This is a genomic window from Stenotrophomonas sp. KH_052 (assembly GCF_057838755.1).
The window spans coordinates 4,871,910-4,890,983 of record NZ_CM174475.1 but is presented as its reverse complement, the minus strand read 5'-3'; the positions used below and the strand labels follow the sequence as shown (position 1 = coordinate 4,890,983).

17 protein-coding genes are annotated in these 19,074 nt (G+C 65.8%); 11 read left to right on the top strand and 6 right to left on the bottom strand.

Features of this window, described 5'->3' with window-relative positions:
* Positions 1–254 precede the first annotated feature (254 nt).
* The 6 genes from rpmH (at position 255) to AC3ITW_RS22260 (ending at position 7,477) form a co-directional block, all read left to right on the top strand.
* Complete coding sequence (rpmH, locus tag AC3ITW_RS22285) at positions 255–395, top strand: 50S ribosomal protein L34 (RefSeq protein WP_006404565.1); 141 nt, start codon at positions 255–257, stop codon at positions 393–395.
* Positions 396–400: 5 nt separating this feature from the next.
* The gene (gene rnpA / locus AC3ITW_RS22280) at positions 401–895 is read left to right on the top strand and encodes a ribonuclease P protein component (RefSeq protein WP_006404563.1); all 495 of its coding nucleotides are present in this window, start codon (positions 401–403) and stop codon (positions 893–895) included.
* Positions 895–2,610, top strand: a complete 1,716-nt coding sequence (gene yidC / locus AC3ITW_RS22275) for a membrane protein insertase YidC (RefSeq protein WP_012512563.1) — start codon at positions 895–897, stop codon at positions 2,608–2,610. The genes rnpA and yidC overlap by 1 nt, the downstream gene beginning before the upstream one ends.
* Positions 2,611–2,758: 148 nt before the next feature.
* On the top strand, positions 2,759–5,431 hold the full coding sequence (locus tag AC3ITW_RS22270) for a polysaccharide deacetylase family protein (protein ID WP_100435644.1): 2,673 nt from the start codon (positions 2,759–2,761) through the stop codon (positions 5,429–5,431).
* A gap of 3 nt (positions 5,432–5,434) precedes the next feature.
* Positions 5,435–6,784, top strand: a complete 1,350-nt coding sequence (mnmE, locus tag AC3ITW_RS22265) for a tRNA uridine-5-carboxymethylaminomethyl(34) synthesis GTPase MnmE (RefSeq protein WP_100435645.1) — start codon at positions 5,435–5,437, stop codon at positions 6,782–6,784.
* 105 nt (positions 6,785–6,889) lie between these two features.
* Complete coding sequence (locus AC3ITW_RS22260) at positions 6,890–7,477, top strand: sce7726 family protein (RefSeq protein WP_012512560.1); 588 nt, start codon at positions 6,890–6,892, stop codon at positions 7,475–7,477.
* Here AC3ITW_RS22260 and AC3ITW_RS22255 read toward each other — a convergent pair.
* Complete coding sequence (locus tag AC3ITW_RS22255) at positions 7,425–8,513, bottom strand: beta family protein (protein WP_012512559.1); 1,089 nt, start codon at positions 8,511–8,513, stop codon at positions 7,425–7,427. The genes AC3ITW_RS22260 and AC3ITW_RS22255 overlap by 53 nt on opposite strands.
* Positions 8,514–8,713: 200 nt before the next feature.
* Between AC3ITW_RS22255 and AC3ITW_RS22250 the strand changes: the two genes are divergently transcribed.
* Positions 8,714–9,829, top strand: a complete 1,116-nt coding sequence (locus AC3ITW_RS22250; protein ID WP_100435647.1) for a glycerophosphodiester phosphodiesterase — start codon at positions 8,714–8,716, stop codon at positions 9,827–9,829.
* A gap of 86 nt (positions 9,830–9,915) precedes the next feature.
* Here AC3ITW_RS22250 and AC3ITW_RS22245 read toward each other — a convergent pair whose 3' ends face one another.
* Positions 9,916–10,686, bottom strand: coding sequence for a rhomboid family intramembrane serine protease (locus tag AC3ITW_RS22245; protein ID WP_006404397.1), 771 nt, complete (start codon positions 10,684–10,686; stop codon positions 9,916–9,918).
* 94 nt (positions 10,687–10,780) lie between these two features.
* Positions 10,781–11,743 carry a TerC family protein gene (locus AC3ITW_RS22240; RefSeq protein WP_012512556.1) on the bottom strand — a complete coding sequence of 321 codons (963 nt, stop codon included), beginning with the start codon at positions 11,741–11,743 and terminating at the stop codon, positions 10,781–10,783.
* Between the two features lie 349 nt (positions 11,744–12,092).
* Here AC3ITW_RS22240 and AC3ITW_RS22235 point away from each other — a divergent pair, with 349 nt between their 5' ends.
* The 3 genes from AC3ITW_RS22235 (at position 12,093) to AC3ITW_RS22225 (ending at position 14,426) form a co-directional block, all read left to right on the top strand.
* The gene (locus tag AC3ITW_RS22235) at positions 12,093–13,262 is read left to right on the top strand and encodes a class I SAM-dependent rRNA methyltransferase (protein ID WP_006404349.1); all 1,170 of its coding nucleotides are present in this window, start codon (positions 12,093–12,095) and stop codon (positions 13,260–13,262) included.
* Positions 13,263–13,383: 121 nt separating this feature from the next.
* Positions 13,384–14,064, top strand: coding sequence for a helix-turn-helix transcriptional regulator (locus AC3ITW_RS22230; protein WP_100435648.1), 681 nt, complete (start codon positions 13,384–13,386; stop codon positions 14,062–14,064).
* Positions 14,065–14,123: 59 nt separating this feature from the next.
* Entirely contained in the window at positions 14,124–14,426 is a 303-nt protein-coding gene (locus tag AC3ITW_RS22225; protein ID WP_100435649.1) for an antibiotic biosynthesis monooxygenase family protein, read from the top strand.
* Positions 14,427–14,444: 18 nt separating this feature from the next.
* Here AC3ITW_RS22225 and AC3ITW_RS22220 read toward each other — a convergent pair whose 3' ends face one another.
* Complete coding sequence (locus tag AC3ITW_RS22220; protein WP_100467677.1) at positions 14,445–15,323, bottom strand: hypothetical protein; 879 nt, start codon at positions 15,321–15,323, stop codon at positions 14,445–14,447.
* Positions 15,320–16,129 (bottom strand): hypothetical protein, encoded by an 810-nt coding sequence (locus AC3ITW_RS22215; protein ID WP_012512553.1) that lies wholly within the window; start codon positions 16,127–16,129, stop codon positions 15,320–15,322. The genes AC3ITW_RS22220 and AC3ITW_RS22215 overlap by 4 nt, the downstream gene beginning before the upstream one ends.
* A gap of 154 nt (positions 16,130–16,283) precedes the next feature.
* Between AC3ITW_RS22215 and AC3ITW_RS22210 the strand changes: the two genes are divergently transcribed.
* Positions 16,284–17,525 carry a dipeptidase gene (locus tag AC3ITW_RS22210; protein ID WP_012512552.1) on the top strand — a complete coding sequence of 414 codons (1,242 nt, stop codon included), beginning with the start codon at positions 16,284–16,286 and terminating at the stop codon, positions 17,523–17,525.
* A 92-nt stretch (positions 17,526–17,617) separates the two neighbouring features.
* Here AC3ITW_RS22210 and AC3ITW_RS22205 read toward each other — a convergent pair whose 3' ends face one another.
* Positions 17,618–19,045 carry an amino acid permease gene (locus AC3ITW_RS22205; protein WP_006404294.1) on the bottom strand — a complete coding sequence of 476 codons (1,428 nt, stop codon included), beginning with the start codon at positions 19,043–19,045 and terminating at the stop codon, positions 17,618–17,620.
* Positions 19,046–19,074 lie beyond the last annotated feature (29 nt).

Genomic DNA, 19,074 nt, shown 5'->3' with positions numbered 1-19,074 from the left:
CAGCAATAATCGTCCGGTGGCCGGGGCATGGACGCGACAAGGCGCCCAAACACAGGCCGGAAAGGGGGGAAATGGATGGCTCAGACTACCACCGAGCGCAGGGCTTCGGAATGCTTGTCCCCTACTTATTCACAAAAACATCCACAGCTATTGCACAGGCCGGTGAATTCGCGTAGCTCCAAGGGGTTGACGCGGGGTGGGGTACCTCTCTAAAATTTCCGGTTCTTTCCGTCCCATTCATACGAGAGGCCCACATGGCCACCAAGCGCACCTTCCAGCCCAGCAACCTCAAGCGTAAGCGCGACCACGGCTTCCGTGCCCGTATGAAGACCGCTGACGGCCGCAAGATCCTGTCGCGTCGCCGCGCCAAGGGCCGCAAAGTCCTGAGCGCCTGATTGCCATGCCGCATCCAGCGGCAGACGCAATCCATTCGACAGTGAATACTGCAGACCCGCGCAAGCGATTCCCTCGCTCTGCGCGGGTTCGCACGCGTGCCGAATATTCAACGGTCTTCAACGGCGCCCGCCGTGTGTCCGATCCGCTGATGACCCTGCACTGGCTGCCGGCTGACCGGCCGGCCAGGCTGGGTCTGGCGGTTTCCCGCAAGGTCGATCCGCACGCCGTTGGGCGTAACCGGATCAAGCGCGTCCTGCGCGACGCCTTGCGTCAGACACGAACCGATATGCAGCCAGGCGACTTCGTCGTCGTGGCTCGTAGTGCTGCGCGTAACGCCAGCAACGACGATATCCGCCAGGCCTTCCTGCGCCTGTTGCGGCGCCTGCGTGCATTGCCCACGCCGGGCGTGGACGGCACAATGCCGCCGCCTGATGGCATCGCAACTCCCTCTTTGACCGAGCCGGCACCGCGTTCCGGCACCGCTGAGCCTGCCCGCTGATGAACCAGACCCGCGTATTCCTTATTTTTGCCTGGCTGATGGTGGCCGTGCTGCTGTGGATGGAGTGGAGCCGCGAAAAGGCTGCCCCGACCCCGGCACCGACGACCACGTCGGCTCCGGCCGCTGCACAGAGTGTTCCGGGCGCGACCCCGGGCAGCGTACCCAACGCGCAGGTCCCGGGCGCCCCGGGCCAGGCCGCAGTGCAGGCCCAGGCCAGTGCCACGCCGGCCAGCCAGCGCGTGACCGTCACCACCGACGTGCTGCGCCTGGTGCTCGATGGCGGCCGCGTGCTCGACGCCGAGCTGCTGCAGTTCCCGCAGACCAAGGACGAAGGCAGCCCGCCGGTGCGCCTGCTGACCGAAGACCCCGCGCATCCGTACAGCGCGATCAGTGGCTGGGCCAGTGAAGACAAGAACACCCCGGTGCCGGGTGCCGACGGCTTCAAGCTGGTCGGTGACACCAAGGACTTCGTGCTGGCCAAGGGCCAGAACGAGCTGCAGATCCCGTTTGTGTGGACCGCCGACAGCGGCGTGACCATCAAGCGCACGCTGACCGTCTCGCGCAACGAGTATGCCGTGCGCTTCAAGGATGAAGTCAGCAACACCGGCGCCGCTCCTTGGAACGGCTATGTCTACCGCACCCTGGACCGCACCCCGACCATCCTGTCGCGGAGCATGACCAACCCGGATTCCTTCAGCTTCAACGGCGCCACCTGGTACGACAACGACAAGAAGTACCAGCGTCGTGCGTTCAAGGACTACCTGGAAGACGGCACGCTGAACCAGAACATCACCGGCGGCTGGCTGGCGATGCTGCAGCACCACTTCTTCACCGCCTGGATCCCGCAGAAGGACCAGACCGCACACTACGTGCTGTCGCAGGTGGCCGGTCGTGACCTGATCGAAGCGCGTGGCCCGGCCTTCACCGTGGCCCCTGGCCAGTCCACCAGCACCGAAGCCCGCCTGTGGGTCGGCCCGAAGCTGGTCAACCTGATTGCCAAGGAAGACGTGCCGGGCCTGGACCGCGTGGTCGACTACAGCCGCTTCTCGATGATGGCGGTGATCGGCCAGGGCCTGTTCTGGGTGCTGAACCAGGTGCACAAGCTGGTTGGCAACTGGGGCTGGGCGATCGTCGGCCTGGTGGTGCTGCTGAAGCTGGTGCTGTACCCGCTGTCGGCGACCCAGTACAAGAGTGGCGCCAAGATGCGTCGCTTCCAGCCGCGCATCGCGCAGCTGAAGGAACGCTATGGCGATGACCGCCAGAAGTTCCAGACCGCGATGATGGAGCTGTACAAGAAGGAAAAGATCAACCCGATGGGCGGCTGCCTGCCGATCCTCATCCAGATGCCGATCTTCTTCGCGCTGTACTGGGTGCTGGTGGAATCGGTCGAACTGCGCCAGGCGCCCTGGTTCGGCTGGATCCAGGACCTGACCGCACGCGACCCGTACTTCATCCTGCCGGTGATCAACGTGGCGGTGATGTGGTTCACCCAGAAGCTGACCCCGGCACCGGGCATGGACCCGATGCAGCAGAAGATGATGCAGTTCATGCCGCTGGTGTTCGGCGTCATGATGGCCTTCATGCCGTCCGGCCTGGTCCTGTACTGGGTGGTCAACGGCGGCCTGGGCCTGCTGCAGCAGTGGTGGATGACCAAGCGCCATGGCGGCGAGCCGGTTCCGGCCACCACCGCACCGGCCCCGGTCAAAAAGAAGTAATCCGACCGGCAGGTCACCTGCTTGGTAGAGTCGACCTTGGTCGACTGCTCCTGGCCTGACCGACCAGCAAAAGCCCGCCGCAAGGCGGGCTTTTCGCATCCGGCGTTAGAATCGCCGGCACACCGTTCCTCCATCCATCGAGTCCGCCATGCCGCGTGCGTCGTCGTTCCGCCTGTTCCTGCCCTCGCTGTTGTTGACCCTGGTCGTTGCCGGCTGTGGCGACAAGGACGCGAAGGCACCGGTAACCGGCGTGACCCAGCCCAGCGCACAGGCCGCGGCCGCCGCCGATCCTGCCGCCGCGCCGTTGCTGGTTGCGCTGCAGAAGCAGCTGGATGGCTACCGCCGGATCATCGTGCTGCTGGCCGACGAAGAACAGCAGTCGGCCGCCGACCGCGGCACCTCCACGCGTGTGGGCCAGCAGCTGTTCCACGATGGCCTGGAACAACGCACGGTCATCGCCGCGCAGTTCGACACCCTGCTGCGCGGTTCCAGCCCGCAGCGCTTCGCCACCCTCGGCACGGTGCTGGATTACATCGAATCCGCACCGGAACTGTTCGATGCCGATCGCCTGGCCTTCCGCGAAGTACTGCGTGATCTGCACGAGCGGGTCGGTACCGATTCGTCGCTGCCGGCGGTGAAGCTGCACCAGCGCATCGGCGAGGACCTGGAGGCGCTCGACGAGATCGAACGCAACTACAACCAGGAACTGACCCGCATCTTCAGCCGCTTCGAGCGCACCCGCGCCATCGAGCTGAAGCGCGAGAAGTGGGACGACTACATCGCCCACCTGCACAAGGATTACAGCCGCGAAGCGATCCTGCGCGACTACGGGGTGATCGAGCCGTACCCGATGTCGATGAAGGACAGCGACCGCGAAATCTTCGGCCGCGACCTGCCGGCCAAGACCGTGGTGCTGACCTTCGACGATGGCCCGCACAAGGCCTACACCGATGAAGTGGTGGCCATCCTCAAGCGTTACGACGTGCCGGGCGTGTTCTTCGAAGTCGGCCGCAACCTGGGCAAGGTCGAGACCGATGGCAAGGTCAGCCTCGGACCGATGGCAAAGATCAGCCGCAGCCTGATGGAAGACGGTTACGCGGTGGGCAACCACAGCCTGACCCACGCCCAGCTGTCGCGCACCACCGGCGACGCGCTGCGCCAGCAGGTGCTCGACACCGATACGCTGCTGAAGGATGTCGACAGCAAGCGCGCGCCGCTGTTCCGCTTCCCGTATGGTGCGCGCAATGCCGAAGGCCTGCAGCTGCTCAACGAGGCGGGGCTGAAGTCGATCATGTGGAACATCGACTCGATGGACTGGGCCGACCCTGTGCCGGAATCGATCGTGCAACGCGTGCTCGACCAGGTGAACAAGGAACAGCGCGGCATCATCCTGTTCCACGACATCCACGATCGTGCGGTGAAGGCGTTGCCGCAGATTCTCGACCGGCTGATTGCCGACGGCTACCAGTTCGCCGGCTGGAATGGCCGTGAATTCACTGTCGCCCGCGCGCGCAAGGGCGAGGCCCGTGCCGCCACCGTCACCACCGGCTACGAGAAGTCGTGGGCGATCGTGGTCGGCATCGACACCTACGCCAAGTGGCCGAAGCTGGAGTACGCCAGCCATGACGCACAGGCGGTGGCCGATACCCTGACCGGGCAGTTCGGCTTCCCGTCCTCGCAGGTGATCGTGCTGAAGAACGAGCAGGCCACCCGCAACAACATCCTGGCCGCCTTCCACGACCGCCTGGCCGATGACCGCACCGGCAAGAACGACCGCGTGTTCGTGTTCTTCGCCGGCCATGGCGCGACCCGCCAGCTCGCCTCCGGGCGCGATCTCGGCTACATCATCCCGGTCGATTCGGATCCGAAGGAATTTGCCACCGACGCCATCGCGATGACCGACATCCAGAACATCGCCGAGAGCATGCAGGCCAAGCATGTGATGTTCGTGATGGATGCCTGCTACAGCGGCCTGGGCCTGACCCGCGGTGGCCCGTCTTCGTCGTCGTTCCTGCGCGAGAACGCACGCCGCAGCGCGCGGCAGATGCTGACCGCCGGCGGTGCCGACCAGCAGGTGGCCGATGCCGGCCCGAACGGCCATTCGGTGTTCACCTGGGTGCTGCTGCAGGCGTTGGCCGGCAAGGGGGACCTCAATGGCGATGGCCTGATCACCGGCACCGAACTGGCCGCCTACGTGGCGCCGGCGGTGTCCGCGGTTTCACACCAGACACCGGCCTTCGGCAGCCTGCCCGGTTCGCAGGGCGGCGAGTTCGTGTTCCAGGTGCCGGACAGCCAGGAATTCCTCAATGCCGACACGCGGCAGCTGACCGCCGATGCGATCGCGCTGAACAACAAGGTGGATGCCGCCAGCGAAGCCAAGGGTGCTCAGGCGCCAGTGACCGTGGCCGACCTGCAGGGCGGCAAGGCCAAGCTGGTTGTGCCCACTGCCGGCCCGGCCTCGGACCGCCAGCGCGCGCAGCAGGCCAACGACCGTGGCCTGCAGCTGTACCGCGAGAAGCAGTACGACGAAGCCGTCGCGCAGTTCACCGAAGCGTTGAAGCTGCGCCCGGACTTCGCCCAGGCCGCCAACAACCTGGGCTTTGTCTACTACCGCCAGCAACGCTATGCCGAAGCTGCGCGCTGGCTGGAGAACACGCTGAAGATCGACCCGTCGCGTGCGGTGGCCTATCTGAATCTTGGCGATGCCTACTTCAACGCGGGCGACAAGGCCAAGGCGAAGCAGGCCTATACCACCTATCTGGCGCTGCAGCCGCAGGGCAGCGGTGCCGCGCAGGCGCGCGCGCAGCTGGAGAAACTCTGAGCCATGAATGACGCGATCCGCACCGACACCATCGTGGCCATCGCCAGCGCATCCGGCGCGGGTGGCGTCGGCCTGCTGCGGCTGTCGGGCCCACGCGCTGCGGCCATCGCCAACGCGCTGGGCGCGCCTGCACTGCGCCCGCGCCACGCGCATTACGCACGCCTGCGCGATGCCGACGGCGAGGTCATTGATGATGGCATCGTGCTGTGGTTCCCGGCGCCGAACAGCTTCACCGGCGAAGAAGTGGTGGAACTGCAGGGCCATGGCAGCCCGGTGCTGCTGCAGCAACTGGTCGCGCGCTGCATCGCGCTCGGTGCGCGTCAGGCGCGCCCGGGTGAGTTCAGCGAACGCGCGTTCCTCAACGGCAAGCTCGACCTGGCCCAGGCTGAGGCCATCGCCGACCTGATCGCCGCGGGTGACAACCGCGCCGCACGCGCTGCACGCCGTTCGCTGGACGGCGTGTTCTCCCGCCGCATCGACGCGGTGGTCGAGCAGTTGGTGCTGCTGCGCATCCACGTGGAAGCGGCCATCGACTTCGCCGACGAACCGCTGGATACGCTTGGTGGGGCGCAGGTACGGCGTGGGCTGGAGCAGGCGCGCAGTGACCTGGCCCTGCTGCGCCGCGATGCCGAACGCGGCCGTCGCCTGCGCGATGGCCTGCATGCAGTGCTGATCGGGCCGCCCAATGCGGGCAAGAGTTCATTGCTCAATGCCCTGGCCGGCAGCGAGCGCGCCATCGTCACCGACATTGCCGGCACCACCCGCGACACCCTGCGCGAGACCATCCGCCTGGATGGCCTGGAACTGACCCTGGTCGATACCGCCGGCCTGCGCGACGGCGGCGATGCCATCGAACGCGAAGGCATGCGCCGCGCCCATGTGGAGATCGAGCGCACCGACCTGGCGTTGATCGTGCTGGATGCGCGCGATCCGGCTGCGGGTGAAGCGGCGCTGGGCGATGCCGTGGCGGCGGTTCCGCACAAGGTCTACATCCACAACAAGTCGGATCTGCTGGACGCGTTGCCGGCACTGGACGATCCGGATCGCGTGTTCGTTTCCGCCGCCACCGGCGCCGGACTCGAAGATCTGCACGCGCGCCTGCGTTCGATTGCCTCGGCCGGGGCGGGCGAGCAGGTGGACGGCGAGTTCTCCGCGCGCACGCGGCATGTGGATGCAATCGAGCGTGCGCAGGAACACGCGCAGCGCGCCGATGGCGAGCTGGCCCACGAACACCTGGAGCTGGCCGCCGAAGAACTGCGGCTGGCCCACGACGCGTTGGGCGAGATCACCGGGCAGATGAGTGCCGATGACCTGCTGGGAAGGATCTTCTCCAGTTTCTGCATCGGGAAGTAGTCCACAGGGTCAGATCCCCAAAGGGGCTCTGACCCTCGACATCACCACAATCGATGCCACGTGGTTTCAACCCGGGCCGCGACACCTCCTTGATACCATCCCGCCATGAACCCGATAACCGACAGTGACGTGCGATCAGCTCTGCTGGGCAAGGTCATTGCTGAGCATGTCGCCAATCCGAACACCCTCGTGGTGGAGGAATTGGGGCTTGCCCGCGGGGCCTGCCGGGTCGATGTCTGTGTCATCAATGGCCACCTTCACGGCTACGAGATCAAGAGTGATGTCGACACGCTGCGGAGACTGCCACTGCAGCAGCAGTTCTACTCCGATGTTCTCGATAAGGCGACAATCGTCGTGGGCCAGCGCCACCTGGATCACGCGCTGGAAACGCTGCCTGCCTGGTGGGGGGTCAGGCTGGCATCACGTGGAGTGCGTAACGCAGTGAGACTGGAACTGCTGCGGCCTGCAAGGCTCAATCCATCGGTGAGCGCGACGGCTGTCGCTGCACTCCTCTGGCGCGATGAACTTTCTGCTCTGATCGGCGGGCGGACGCTTGAAAAAGCAGCGCTGCGCGGTAACCGCGCAGCGCTATGCGAACGTCTGTCGGAGCTCTACAGTCTTGCGGAAATCCGCGCGCAGGTCAGGGAACAGTTGAAGCGCCGTACAGCCTGGCGAGGTCGCGAACAACTTTAGTCAGGTGATGGCTGGTGGCCACCGTCGGCCAGGTCGAGCTGCCGCCGGTACTGGCCGCGCTGGTGGCGCAATCCTCGATGTAGGCATCACCCGTGCTATAACCGCGTCCCATGAAGACCACCGGGACGTCGGTGACCAGATGCCTGCACAGGTCGCGATACTGGTCGCGGCCGTTGCGCTTGACCTGGGTTCCAACGACCACCCTCCAATGATCATCGATCGTGTACTTGATCTTGGCGTTTGGATCAAAGAGCCGCGGGTCCATCATCTCGGTCTGCGGCGACGCACATCCGTAGTCACCGAACCAAGGCTGTTGCCCAGCGGCGACCAGCCGGGTGTACGCGCGCCATTCCCGGCGGGGAACATCACCATGGGGCCGATAGTTCGCTGAAGGGCTCAGGCTGGATGGGAAACTGCCGCCGGCCACGGTGAACGACCTCCATTGGCCAGCGTGCGGCACTGCCGCGATCCATGTCTGCCAGAGACCCGCCTGCAGCGCAGGGGCCGCTGCGACATCGCTGCTGCTATCCAGTACGAGGTCGACCTGGTCGGGGGTCACGCTGAGCAGGCGCAACAAACCGTCGATCCTTGCAGCAGGATCTCCCTCAACGTCGTCGGGCAGCAGACGCAGGCCGCAGCCCCGGCCATCCTGGGCGACGATGCTGGCAACCGCCTGCTGATACTGCAGATGCCTACCGATGCCTGTGACCGGAATGACCTGGCAGCCGGCCGATCGGGCAAGGTCGAATATGTGTGTGAGGTGATGGTCACCGTTTGCTACGGTGTCGTCTCCGCCAAGATACGGCGAATCGAACAGGCAAGGGCGTTTCTTCCAGTTGGTCGCCAGGCGCTTGCCAACGTTCTTCAGATGATCGTCGAGGGACTTGGCGGGCATCTCGTTTTCGAAATCCCACTGCTCGACGGGAATCTCGAACAGGGGATACATCCAGTCCTTGATGGTCTCGCTTGTGCGACCTACCGCGAGGTACTCACCTTGTCGCCATTTCAGAATCGGCACATATATCGACTTCTGCATGAACACTCCTCCGCCAACATCGGTGTTGGTGAATCGAGGCTATGGCGGATGATCTTGGCGATTCAATCAGAAAGATTGAAGAATTGGATGGATGCGAAACGCGGCCAGCCGTGAAGCCTGGCCGCCACGCCCGCTTCCCCCAACCTGTCACATTCCCGCCGCATACTGACGCCCATCACATACCGCTTGGGGAAGTCGCAGTGAAGTCGTGGGGTTGTGCGTTGCTGTTATCGCTGGCCGTGGCACCATCGGTGGCCATGAGTGCTGAATCCTCCACCCCGGCCGCGCACAAGGTGTCGGTCTATGGCCATCGCGGCGCAAGCGCGCTGCTGCCCGAGCACACCCTGGCCGCCTATGCGCAGGCCATCGCCGACGGCGCCGACTACATCGAACCGGACCTGGTGATGACCAAGGACGGGGTGATGGTGGCCCGCCACGAGAACGAGATCAGCGGCACCACCGATGTCGCCTCGCATCCGGAATTTGCCAGCCGCCGGACCAGCAAGGTCATCGACGGGCAGAAGGTCGAGGGCTGGTTCACCGAAGACTTCACCCTGGCCGAGCTGAAGACCCTGTACGCGCGCGAGCGCCTGCCGGAGCTGCGCAGCACCGCCTACGATGGCCAGTTCCGCATTGCCAGCCTCGACGAGATCCTGGCCTTCCTGGTGCAGCAGGCCGGTCGTGCCAACCGCGGCATCGGTCTGGTGCCGGAGATCAAGCATCCGACCTACTTCCAGTCGATCGGCCTGCCGATGGAAGACAAGCTGCTCGCCGCGCTGCGCGGCAACGCCTATACCAACGTCGGGCCGGTCACCATCCAGTCGTTCGAGACCGCCAACCTGCGCTACCTGCGCGGCAAGATCGGGCGGGACAGCAACATCCGCCTGCTGCAGCTGCTGTGGAAGGGCGATACCCAGCCGGCCGACGTCGCCAAGGCCGGTGGCAAGCTGACCTACGCGCAGATGATGACGCCGGCTGGACTGAAGGACATCGCCAGCTACGCCGACAGCATCGGCCCGGAGCTGCGCTCGATCATTCCGCTGGACGCCAAGGGCGCACTGGGGACACCGACCACGCTGGTACAGGACGCACATGCAGTGGGCCTGATGGTGATTCCGTATACCTTCCGCCCGGAGAACCATTTTCAGGCCAGCAACCTGCGCAAGGGCGCCGACAAGGCGCGCAATGCAGAGGGGTCGGTTGCCGAGATGCGCGCCTATCTGGCCACCGGCATCGATGCCTTCTTCACCGACGACCCGGCACTGGGCCGGCAGGCGGTGGATGGGATGGGCGCGGCGGGCAACGCGACGGACTGACCCGTCAATGACGCCGGGCATGGCCCGGCGCTACCCGAGAGATCCACAAACGGTAGCGCCGGGCCATGCCCGGCGGGTCCACCAGATCAACCGCGCGGCTCGTCCGGCCGGCGGAACGGGATCACCACGTAGTCCTGGCCCTCTCGCGGCTGCCACAGCACCGGCACGCGTTGCGGCGACGGCGGTTCCAGCTCGTCGTCGGCCAGCGGCTCGACCGTGTCCTCTTCGTCTTCCCAGCTGTAGCGCTGGCGGGGCTGCAGCGGATCGGCGTTGCGGAACAGCAGCGCAGCGATGATGCCAGCGAAGGCGCCGCCCATGTGCGACTGCCAGGAGACGCCATCGGCGTGCGGCAGGATGGTCATCAGCATGCCGCCGTAGAACAGCATGCCGATCAGTCCAGTGGCGATTGCCGCACGGTCGCGGCGCAGCAGGCCGAGGCTGGCCAGCAGGAACATCAGGCCATGGGTCACGCCGCTGGCACCCAGGTGCACGCTGCCCGGATTGCCGAGCATCCACGCGCCGATCCCCGAGCCCAGCCACAACAGCGGCAGTGCGCGCAGGGTGGCCTTGGGATAGACGCTGCCGGCCAGGGTGCCGAGGATCAGGATGGCGATGCTGTTGGCGGCGATGTGCTCGACCGAGGCATGCAGCAGCGGGCCGCCGATCAGGCCAAGCAGGCCCTTCGCTTCCAGTGGCGCAACCGCCCATGGCCGCCAGTCGAACGTGCCCTGCAGCGCGAACACGGCGATCAGTACCAGCACCGCGGCCAGGCTGACGTTGAACGCCCGCAGGATACGCATGCGGTCATTGCGGGGGGCTGGCGCGTCGCCAGCGGGCAGGGGCGCGTTGCTGTTCATACCTCAGCAATGGCGGTGACTGGCGCGAAACCAAGGCCACCGCGGCGGGAGAGTGGGGTGCGGCCGGCGGGACAATCCCGCCGGCCGGCCGTGATCAGGCGTGGCCGGAGCCTTCCTTCGGCGGGTACTTCAGGCTCAGCACCACGGTCGCGGCGATGATCACCGCCACCACGCCCAGCGACACCGGGGTCGGGATCTTGAACAGGTCGATGATCATCATCTTGATGCCGATGAAGCCCAGCACCAGTGCCAGACCGTACGGCAGCAGGTGGAAGCGGTCGGCCATGCCAGCCAGCAGGAAGAACATCGCGCGCAGGCCCAGCACCGCGAACACGTTGGAGGTGAGCACGATGAACGGGTCGGTGGTGATGGCGAAGATCGCCGGGATGCTGTCCACCGCGAAGATCACGTCGGTCACCGCGATCAGGATCAGCACCGCGAACAGCGGGGTGAACCAACGCACGCCGTCGCGCTTCACGCTCATTGCGTTGCCGGCGTAATCCGGGAGCAGGCGCAGGTGCTTGCGCATCCAGCGCAGGGCGGGGTTTGCCTCCAGATCCGGCTCCTGGCCGGCGGCGAACCACATCTTCCAGCCGGTGAACAGCAGGAAGGCACCGAACACGTAGAGCAGCCAATGGAACTGGGTGATCAGCACGCTGCCGGCGAAGATCATGACCGTACGCAGCACGATCGCGCCCAGGATGCCGATGATCAGCACCTTCTGGCGCTGCTCCTCCGGCACCGCGAAGTAGCTCATGATCATCAGGAAGACGAAAATGTTGTCGACGGCCAGCGCCTTCTCGACCAGGTAGCCGGTCAGGAACTCGAGGCCGACCTTGTTGGCCACGACCTGGCCGGCGGTCTCATTGAGGTAGTACCAGAGGCCGGCGTTGAACAGCAGGGCCAGCGCGACCCAGCCAATGGACCACCACAAGGCCTCCTTGAAGGTGACCTTGTGTGGTCCACCATGGCGCATCAATACGAGGTCGACCAGCAGGGCGATGATCACCACTGCTCCGAAGCCGCCCCACAACCACACGTTACCGATCGTCTGCATTGGGAATGTCCGTTGGAAAGATGAATGCCAGGCCGGACGGCGAGGATCTGCAACGGAGGATCGGGAGGGGGATCCAGGGACAGAGCTTCGCCAGTACGGCGAAGGTCTCGCTCGCAGTTCCAGTCGGCTGGAACTGCCGTTGCACCGGAGCCTGCGGGCTCGAAATGACGGCGACAACGTCTGGGAGCTACTCCCCTTCTGGCGCCGATTCTGCGGCCTGGCCGGGCTGCCGTCAAATGCCCGGTGGCCGGGGTCCCCGCTCTGGTAGATGCCAACCTTGGTTGGCATGCCGGCCGGGGTCAGAGCCCCTGCGGGGATCTGACCCCGGCGCCCGGTTTACAATAGGTGGATGAATACCCCCCTTCCGATTGTCCGCCTCAAGAATGCGTGGCGTTCCAGCCACCCGTGGATCTTCCAGAAACTGGTCGAGAAGCCGACCGTCCGGCCCAAGCCCGGTTCCATCGTCGACGTGGTCGGCGTGGACGGGGAGTTCATCGGCCGCGGGTTCTACAACGGGCACTCGCGCATCGCCGTGCGCATTCTCGAAACCGATCAGAACGTGCCGGTGGATGCCGGCTGGTTCTCGCGCAAGATCGCCCAGGCCGTGTCGCTGCGCCGTGAGGTGCTGAAGCTCGATGCGGTGTCCGACGCCTGGCGCGTGGTGCACAGCGAAGGCGACGGCCTGTCCGGCCTGGTGGTGGACCGATACAACGATCTGGTGGTGGTCGAGTTCTTCGCCGCCGGCATGTTCCGCCACCGCGAATGGATCTACGAAGCGCTGCGCGAGCAGTTCCCGGGTTGCCGCTTCCACAGCTTCGCCGACGAGCACGTGCAGAAGCAGGAGAGCTTCGACTTCCATGGCAACACCACCACCGAAGCGTCGGTGATCACCGAGTACGGCATCAAGTTCCGCGCCGACCCGGCCGGTGCGCACAAGACCGGCTTCTTTGCCGACCAGCGCGAGAACCGCGAGTGGCTGAGCCAGCAGGTGGAAGGCAAGAGCGTGCTGGACCTGTGCTGCAACACCGGCGGTTTCGCCGTGTATGCGGCGGCGCGTGGCGCCTCGGAAGTGGTCGGCATCGATATCGATGAAGACGTCATCCAGATCGCCAAGGGCAATTCGCGCCTGAACAACGTGCGCCCGAAGTTCATCCAGTCCGACATCTTCCCGTGGCTGCGCGATGCCGCCAACCGCGGCGAGCAGTACGACGTGGTGATCCTGGACCCGGCCAAGATGACCCGCGACCGCGACCAGGTCATCACCGCGCTGAAGAAGTACCTGGACATGAACAAGCTGGCGCTGGGCGTGGTCAAGCCCGGTGGCCTGTTCGCCACGTTCTCCTGCACCGGCCTGGTGGCTGAGGATCAGTTCCTCGACATGTTGCGTCGTGCGGCGTACTTCTCCGGTCGCACGATCCAGATCCTGAAGGTGGCCGGCGCTGGCCCGGACCATCCGTTCATGGCTCACGTGCAGGAATCGCGTTACCTGAAGGCCGTGTTCTGCCGCGTGGTGGACTGATTCCAACCTGTAGAGCCGAGCCCTGCTCGACTCGCGCGGTGCTTGGCCAGATCAGATCAGCCGAGCATGGCTCGGCTCCACAAGACCGAGGCCGCCGTGCCTGCATCGCCAGGAAAGGCCCATGCGCAAAGCCGACCGCCTGTTCCAGCTGGTCAACCTGATCCGCGTACGCCAGCCGGTGACCGCCGCCGTGCTGGCGGCGGAGCTGGGCCTGTCGGTGCGCAGCATCTACCGCTACATCGATGACCTGTCCGTGGCCGGTATTCCGGTCTACGGCGAGACGGGCATCGGCTACCGGCTCGACCCGGGTTTCGAACTGCCCCCGCTGAGCCTGGATGCGGCCGAGGCCGAGGCACTGCAGCTGGCCGTGGAAATGCTGGCGTGCAGTGGCGCTGGCCACCTGCAACCGGCGGCGCGTTCGCTGCTGCACAAGCTGCAGGCGGCGATGCCCGAGCGTGCTGCCAGCCCGCGCACCGCTCGCGCGCTGCGCGCGGTGCCGGTTTCGCTGCCGTACTGGCAGCCCTTGCATATCGCCATCGCCGCCGGCCGCAGCGTGCATCTGCGCTATCGCACGCTGCAGGGCGCGCCGAGTGATCGCATCGTGTACCCGTTGGGCCTGTTCCATTGGGGCCAGCACTGGACGCTGGGCAGCTGGTGCGGGCTTCGCCAGGACTACCGCGATTTCCGCCTGGACCAGATCGAAGCCCTGGCCGAAGCGGATGGCCTGGCCCTGCCTGCGCAGGTCGGCCTGGAGGCCTATCTGCGCCACCAGCAGCGAGCCTGGACGCTGCGCGGCCACTGACACCCCGGTGGCAGCAGGGGGAGCACAGACTGCGCGCTCCTCCCCCAACGGGCTTCACCATGCACCCTGCTTCTTCCGTCCTCGAACTGGCCGTGTTCACCGTCAAACCGCACGCGCGCGCCGACATGCCGATGCTGCGCGAGCAGTTGCGCACGGCCATTGCGCAGTTTCCCGGCCTGATCGACTACCAGCCGTTCTCGCCGATGGACGGCGACGACCGTTTCGTCGACATCGCCCACTGGCAGGACCTGGCCAGCGCACAGGCAGTGGCACAGGCCTTCGCCGGTGGTGATGCGCGTTTTGCACCGTACATGGCTGCCATTGATGAGCTGCAGCTGATGCAGCATTTCCTGCCCGGTTGATCACCGGCGGCGTGCGCCTCAGGGCTGCGCGCCCGCCTGCGCCGGTGGCGCCTGCAACTGCTGCAGCAGGCCGTTGATCACCCGGGCCCGGCCGCGCACGTGATAGCCCAAGGTGGTCAGGCCGATGCCAGCGATGACCAGCAGCAGCAGTGACCAGGCGATCGCTGTGCCGATGAAGTGCAGCGCGCCCATGCGCAGCCAATGGTCACGCAGCCACGCTTGGCTGCGCACCGAATAGGGGACCTTGGCTTTGGCTTCAAAGCGCGCACGGATGACATCAGGCACCGTGATACCGATGTCCTCGCCGCGGGCGATGGCCTGGCCGATATCGTTCAAGGGGATGCTGGGTCTTGCCAGCGAGCGCTGCGCCTGCAGGTAGCCCTGCCATTGCGGGCTGAGCGTCGTGAAACCCGGGCTGTCGATGAGCTTGCCGAGCTGGCTGCTGTCGAGCTTCGTGCCATCGCCGGCGTCAGCCCGGCTGAAGTCGGGACTGACGATTCCGTTGCCGAACAGCAAGCCGACCAGCAACGAGCCACCAATCACGAACGAGAAGGTGAAGTGGCGTACGCCGCGGTTGAGCAGCACCCTGCGCAGGCCGAATCCCATCCAGAACAGCAACCCGCCAAAGAGGATCAGGCTGGCAAGCAGCAGCATGGCAGACGTGCCGGGATCAGTACCGTAGCCGGCCGGCACGTGTGCCGAGGGCGGACTGCCAGTCAGCCCCTGCAGGAATATCATGGACAGCAGCGCAGTGGCCGGCAGCACCGCCAGACACGCCAGACCCAGGGTGCGTGCGAACGAACCCCGGCGATACAGCGCGCGCAGTCCGGGAACGGCTTCGACCCGCGGCTGCAGTTCCGCCGGTACCCTCAGTGGGTCGGGCCGGGACGTGATCATGCCGGTTCTCCGGAAGTGCGCAGCAGCTGCTGCAGGGCCTGTTTCAACTGGTCCTGTGCCTGCGAGGCGCGGGCGACCATCTGCGGGCTGGCGTTGTCGTTGTTGTGCAGGGCGAGGATGGTCTGGCGCCAGATCGGCAGCAGGATCTGCACCGTCTCGCTGTAGCGGTCCAGCAGTTCGATGGCGTGGTTGCGCGCCAGCTGCACCTGGATCCGGCTCATCGAATGGCTGGCCAGCAGCGCGGTCAGGTTGGCGATGCGGCGCTGCAGGCGTTCCACCGGTCGATCCAGCACCATCGGATCGTCACTGGCACCACTGCCCGGAGGCAGTTCCTGCAGGAACTGCACGCCCGCATCGATGTAGATCTGCAAGTGGGCGCCCTGCACGTCATGCAGCTCCAGCTGTGCGTTCAACCGATCGACGCTGCCGCGCACCGCGATCGCCTGGCGCTCGATCTCGGCCAGCACGTCACCGTTTCCCCCCAGCGCGATGCGTCGACGCAGGCGCTGCTCGATGTCGGCACCGGTGAACCGGTCCCACCAGCCAGCGCGTTCCAGCAGTGCATTGGGGTCATGCTCGGAAAGGCGGTTGACCAGTTCGGCCAGCGCCTTGGCCAACGCGTTGGCACTACCGTCCTGCCATGCGGGCTCCGCACTGGCGCTGGCCAGTTCGGCCGGGCCATAGCGACCGATGTCGATGCGCCCGGCGAACAGGACCGGCAGCACATCGCGCTTGAGTTGTTCGACGTTGGGCCCGGCGGGTACCGGGTGTTCGCTGGGAAGTGGTGGAGGGACAGGATGCGACATCAAGGTTCCGTTCCAGGAGCAATGCAGCGCGAGGCTGCCAGTGCCGTTAGCGGCTGCCACCGAGTGTAATGGAGCACGCGCGCTGTCGTCCGGCACTACCCCGGGTCACCCTCACGGCGCTATGGTCGGCGTCTCCCAACATCGGTGGATGCCCATGCCTTCGTTGCGTCGCTTGTCCGTAGTGCTTGCCCTGGCGCTTTGCGCGCCGCTGTCCGCCAACGCCATTGAGTTCAGCGCGCAGGAGCTGGCCCGTGCCAAGGCACTGCAGCAGCGCCTGGTCACTCTCGACAGCCACCTGGATACACCGGCCAACTTCGGTCGCAGCGGCTTTGACATCGAGCAGCGCCACGACCGCAACGCGCTTTCGCAGGTGGACTACCCGCGCATGGTCGAAGGTGCGCTGGATGGTGGCTTCTGGGCGATCTACACCGACCAGGGCGATCGCAGTGCCGCCGCGCACTTGGCCGAGCGTGACCACGGCCTGCAGCGGCTGCTGCAGATCCGCGAGATGCTGGCGGCCAATCCCGATCGCTTCGCGCTGGCGCTGACCGCCGATGATGCGGCGCGGATCAAGGCCGCGGGCAAGCGCGTGGTCTACATCAGCATGGAAAATGCCAGCCCGCTGGTGGCCGATCCCAGCCTGCTGTCCTTCTACCATCGCGCCGGCCTGCGCCTGCTCAGCACCGTGCACTTTGCCAACAACGAGTTCGCCGATTCGGCCACCGACCCCAAAGGCGCGGAGTGGAAGGGCCTGAGCCCGGCCGGCAAGGATTTGGTACGGCAGGCAGTGAAGCTGGGCATCGTGATCGACCAGTCGCATGCGTCCGATGCAGTGTTCGACGACCTGCTGGCGATGATGCCGGTGCCGTTCGTGCTGTCGCACAGTTCGGCCAAGGCGGTCTACAACCATCCACGCAACCTTGATGATGCGCGGTTGCGCTCGCTGGCCAAGGCCGGCGGCGTGATCCAGGTGAATGCCTATGGCGGCTACCTGATCGACACGGCAAAGACGCCCGAGCGCAAGCAGGCCGAAGAAGCGCTGAGCAAGCAGCTCGGCGGCTGGGAAGGCATGGGCATCGAACAGGGCGTTGCGCTGTTGAAGGCCGAGCAGGCGCTGGACCACGAGCATCCGGTGCGGCATGCCAGCCTGGACGATTTCTTCGCCCACTTCGAGCACATCCTCAAGGTGGTCGGTCCCGAGCACGTGGGCATCGGCCTGGACTGGGACGGCGGCGGTGGCCTGAGTGACCTGCCCGATGTCAGCCAGCTGCCGAAGATCACCGCGTGGCTGCTGCGCAAGGGCTATACCGAGAAGCAGATTGCCGGCATCTGGGGCGGCAACCTGCTGCGGGTGATGCGCCAGGCGCAGGATTACGCTGCAAAGCAGGGCGGTTGACCGCCCTGCGGTAGTGCCGGCCGCTGGCCGGCATTGCCCGTATCAACAGGATCCGAGTTGCCGGCCAGCGGCCGGCACTACCGGTGAACCGGTTATTTCGCGATCAACGCGTGGCGGCGGCTGTACAGGAAGTACAGCACCAGGCCGGCCACGTTCCACAGCAGGAAGTACAGCTGGGTGCGGTGTGGCAGGCTGATGAACAGGTAGATGCAGCCCAGCGCGGCCAGCGGACCGACTACGAAGGCCAACGGCGTGCGGAAGCTGCGCTCACGGTTCGGTTCGCGCAGGCGCAGCACCACCAGGCAGATACCTACCGCAGTGAACGCGGCCAGGGTGCCGGCGTTGGCCAGTGCGGCGATCTCGTCCAGGCGCGCCACGCCGGCCAGCGCCGACACCACCACGGCGGTGAACAGCGTGGTCGCTACCGGCGTGCCGGTGCGTGCGTTGACCTTGGACAGGCCGCGCGGCAGCAGGCCATCGCGGCTCATCACGAAGAAGATGCGGCTCTGGCCGTACAGGAAGGCCAACAGCACGGTCGGCAGGGCGATGATCGCGATCACACCGATCACCATTGCTGCGGTCGGGTGGCCGAGCTGGCGCATGATCAGCGCCAGCGGCTCGGCGCTGTGGCCGAACACGGCGTAGCTCATCGCACCCACGGCCGCCAGCGCCACCAGCACGTAGACGATGGTGCAGCCGATCATCGAACCGATGATGCCGATCGACAGGTCGCGGCTGGGGTTCTTGGTTTCCTCGGCTGCGGTGGAGATCGCATCGAAGCCGTAGAAGGCAAAGAAGATGATCGCCGCCGCCGCCATCACGCCGTGCTCGACGCCGTCAGGGCCCATCGACTTGGCAAAGCCATAGGGCATGAACGGCTGCAGGTTGTTGCTGTCGAAGGCGGGAAGGGCCACGGCCACGAAGATGGCCAGCGCGATCAGCTTGAACACCACCAGGATGGCGTTGAGGGTGGCGCTTTCCTTGGTGCCGGCCATCAGCATCAGTGCCACCAGCCAGGTGATGACGATCGCCGGCAGGTTGATCATGCCGCCTTCCACGTGCGGACCGGCAGCCAGCCAGGCAGGCAGCTGCACGTTCCAGCCGAACTGGGTGTGGACCCATTCGAGGAAACCGACGAAGTAACCCGACCAGCCGACCGCCACCGTACTCACCACCAGCGAGTACTCCAGGATCAGGCTCCAGCCCACCACCCAGGCGAACACTTCGCCCAGCGCGCTGTAGCTGTAGGTGTAGGCGCTGCCCGCAGCCGGCATCATCGTCGACAGTTCGGCGTAGGACAGCGCCGCGCAGGCGCACACCGCGCCGGCGATGGCGAAGGAGATCAGTACCGCCGGGCCGGCCAGGTTGGCGCCGACGCCGATCAGCGTGTAGATGCCGGTACCGACGATGGCGCCGATGCCCAGCGCGATCAGGTGCGGCCAGCTGAGCGTCGGGACCAGGCGCCTGCCGGCTTCGTGGACGGTGACGGAATCTAGGGACTTGCGCCGGAACAGGGACATGCAGGCCTCGGAAGGGGTGACTGAGAACG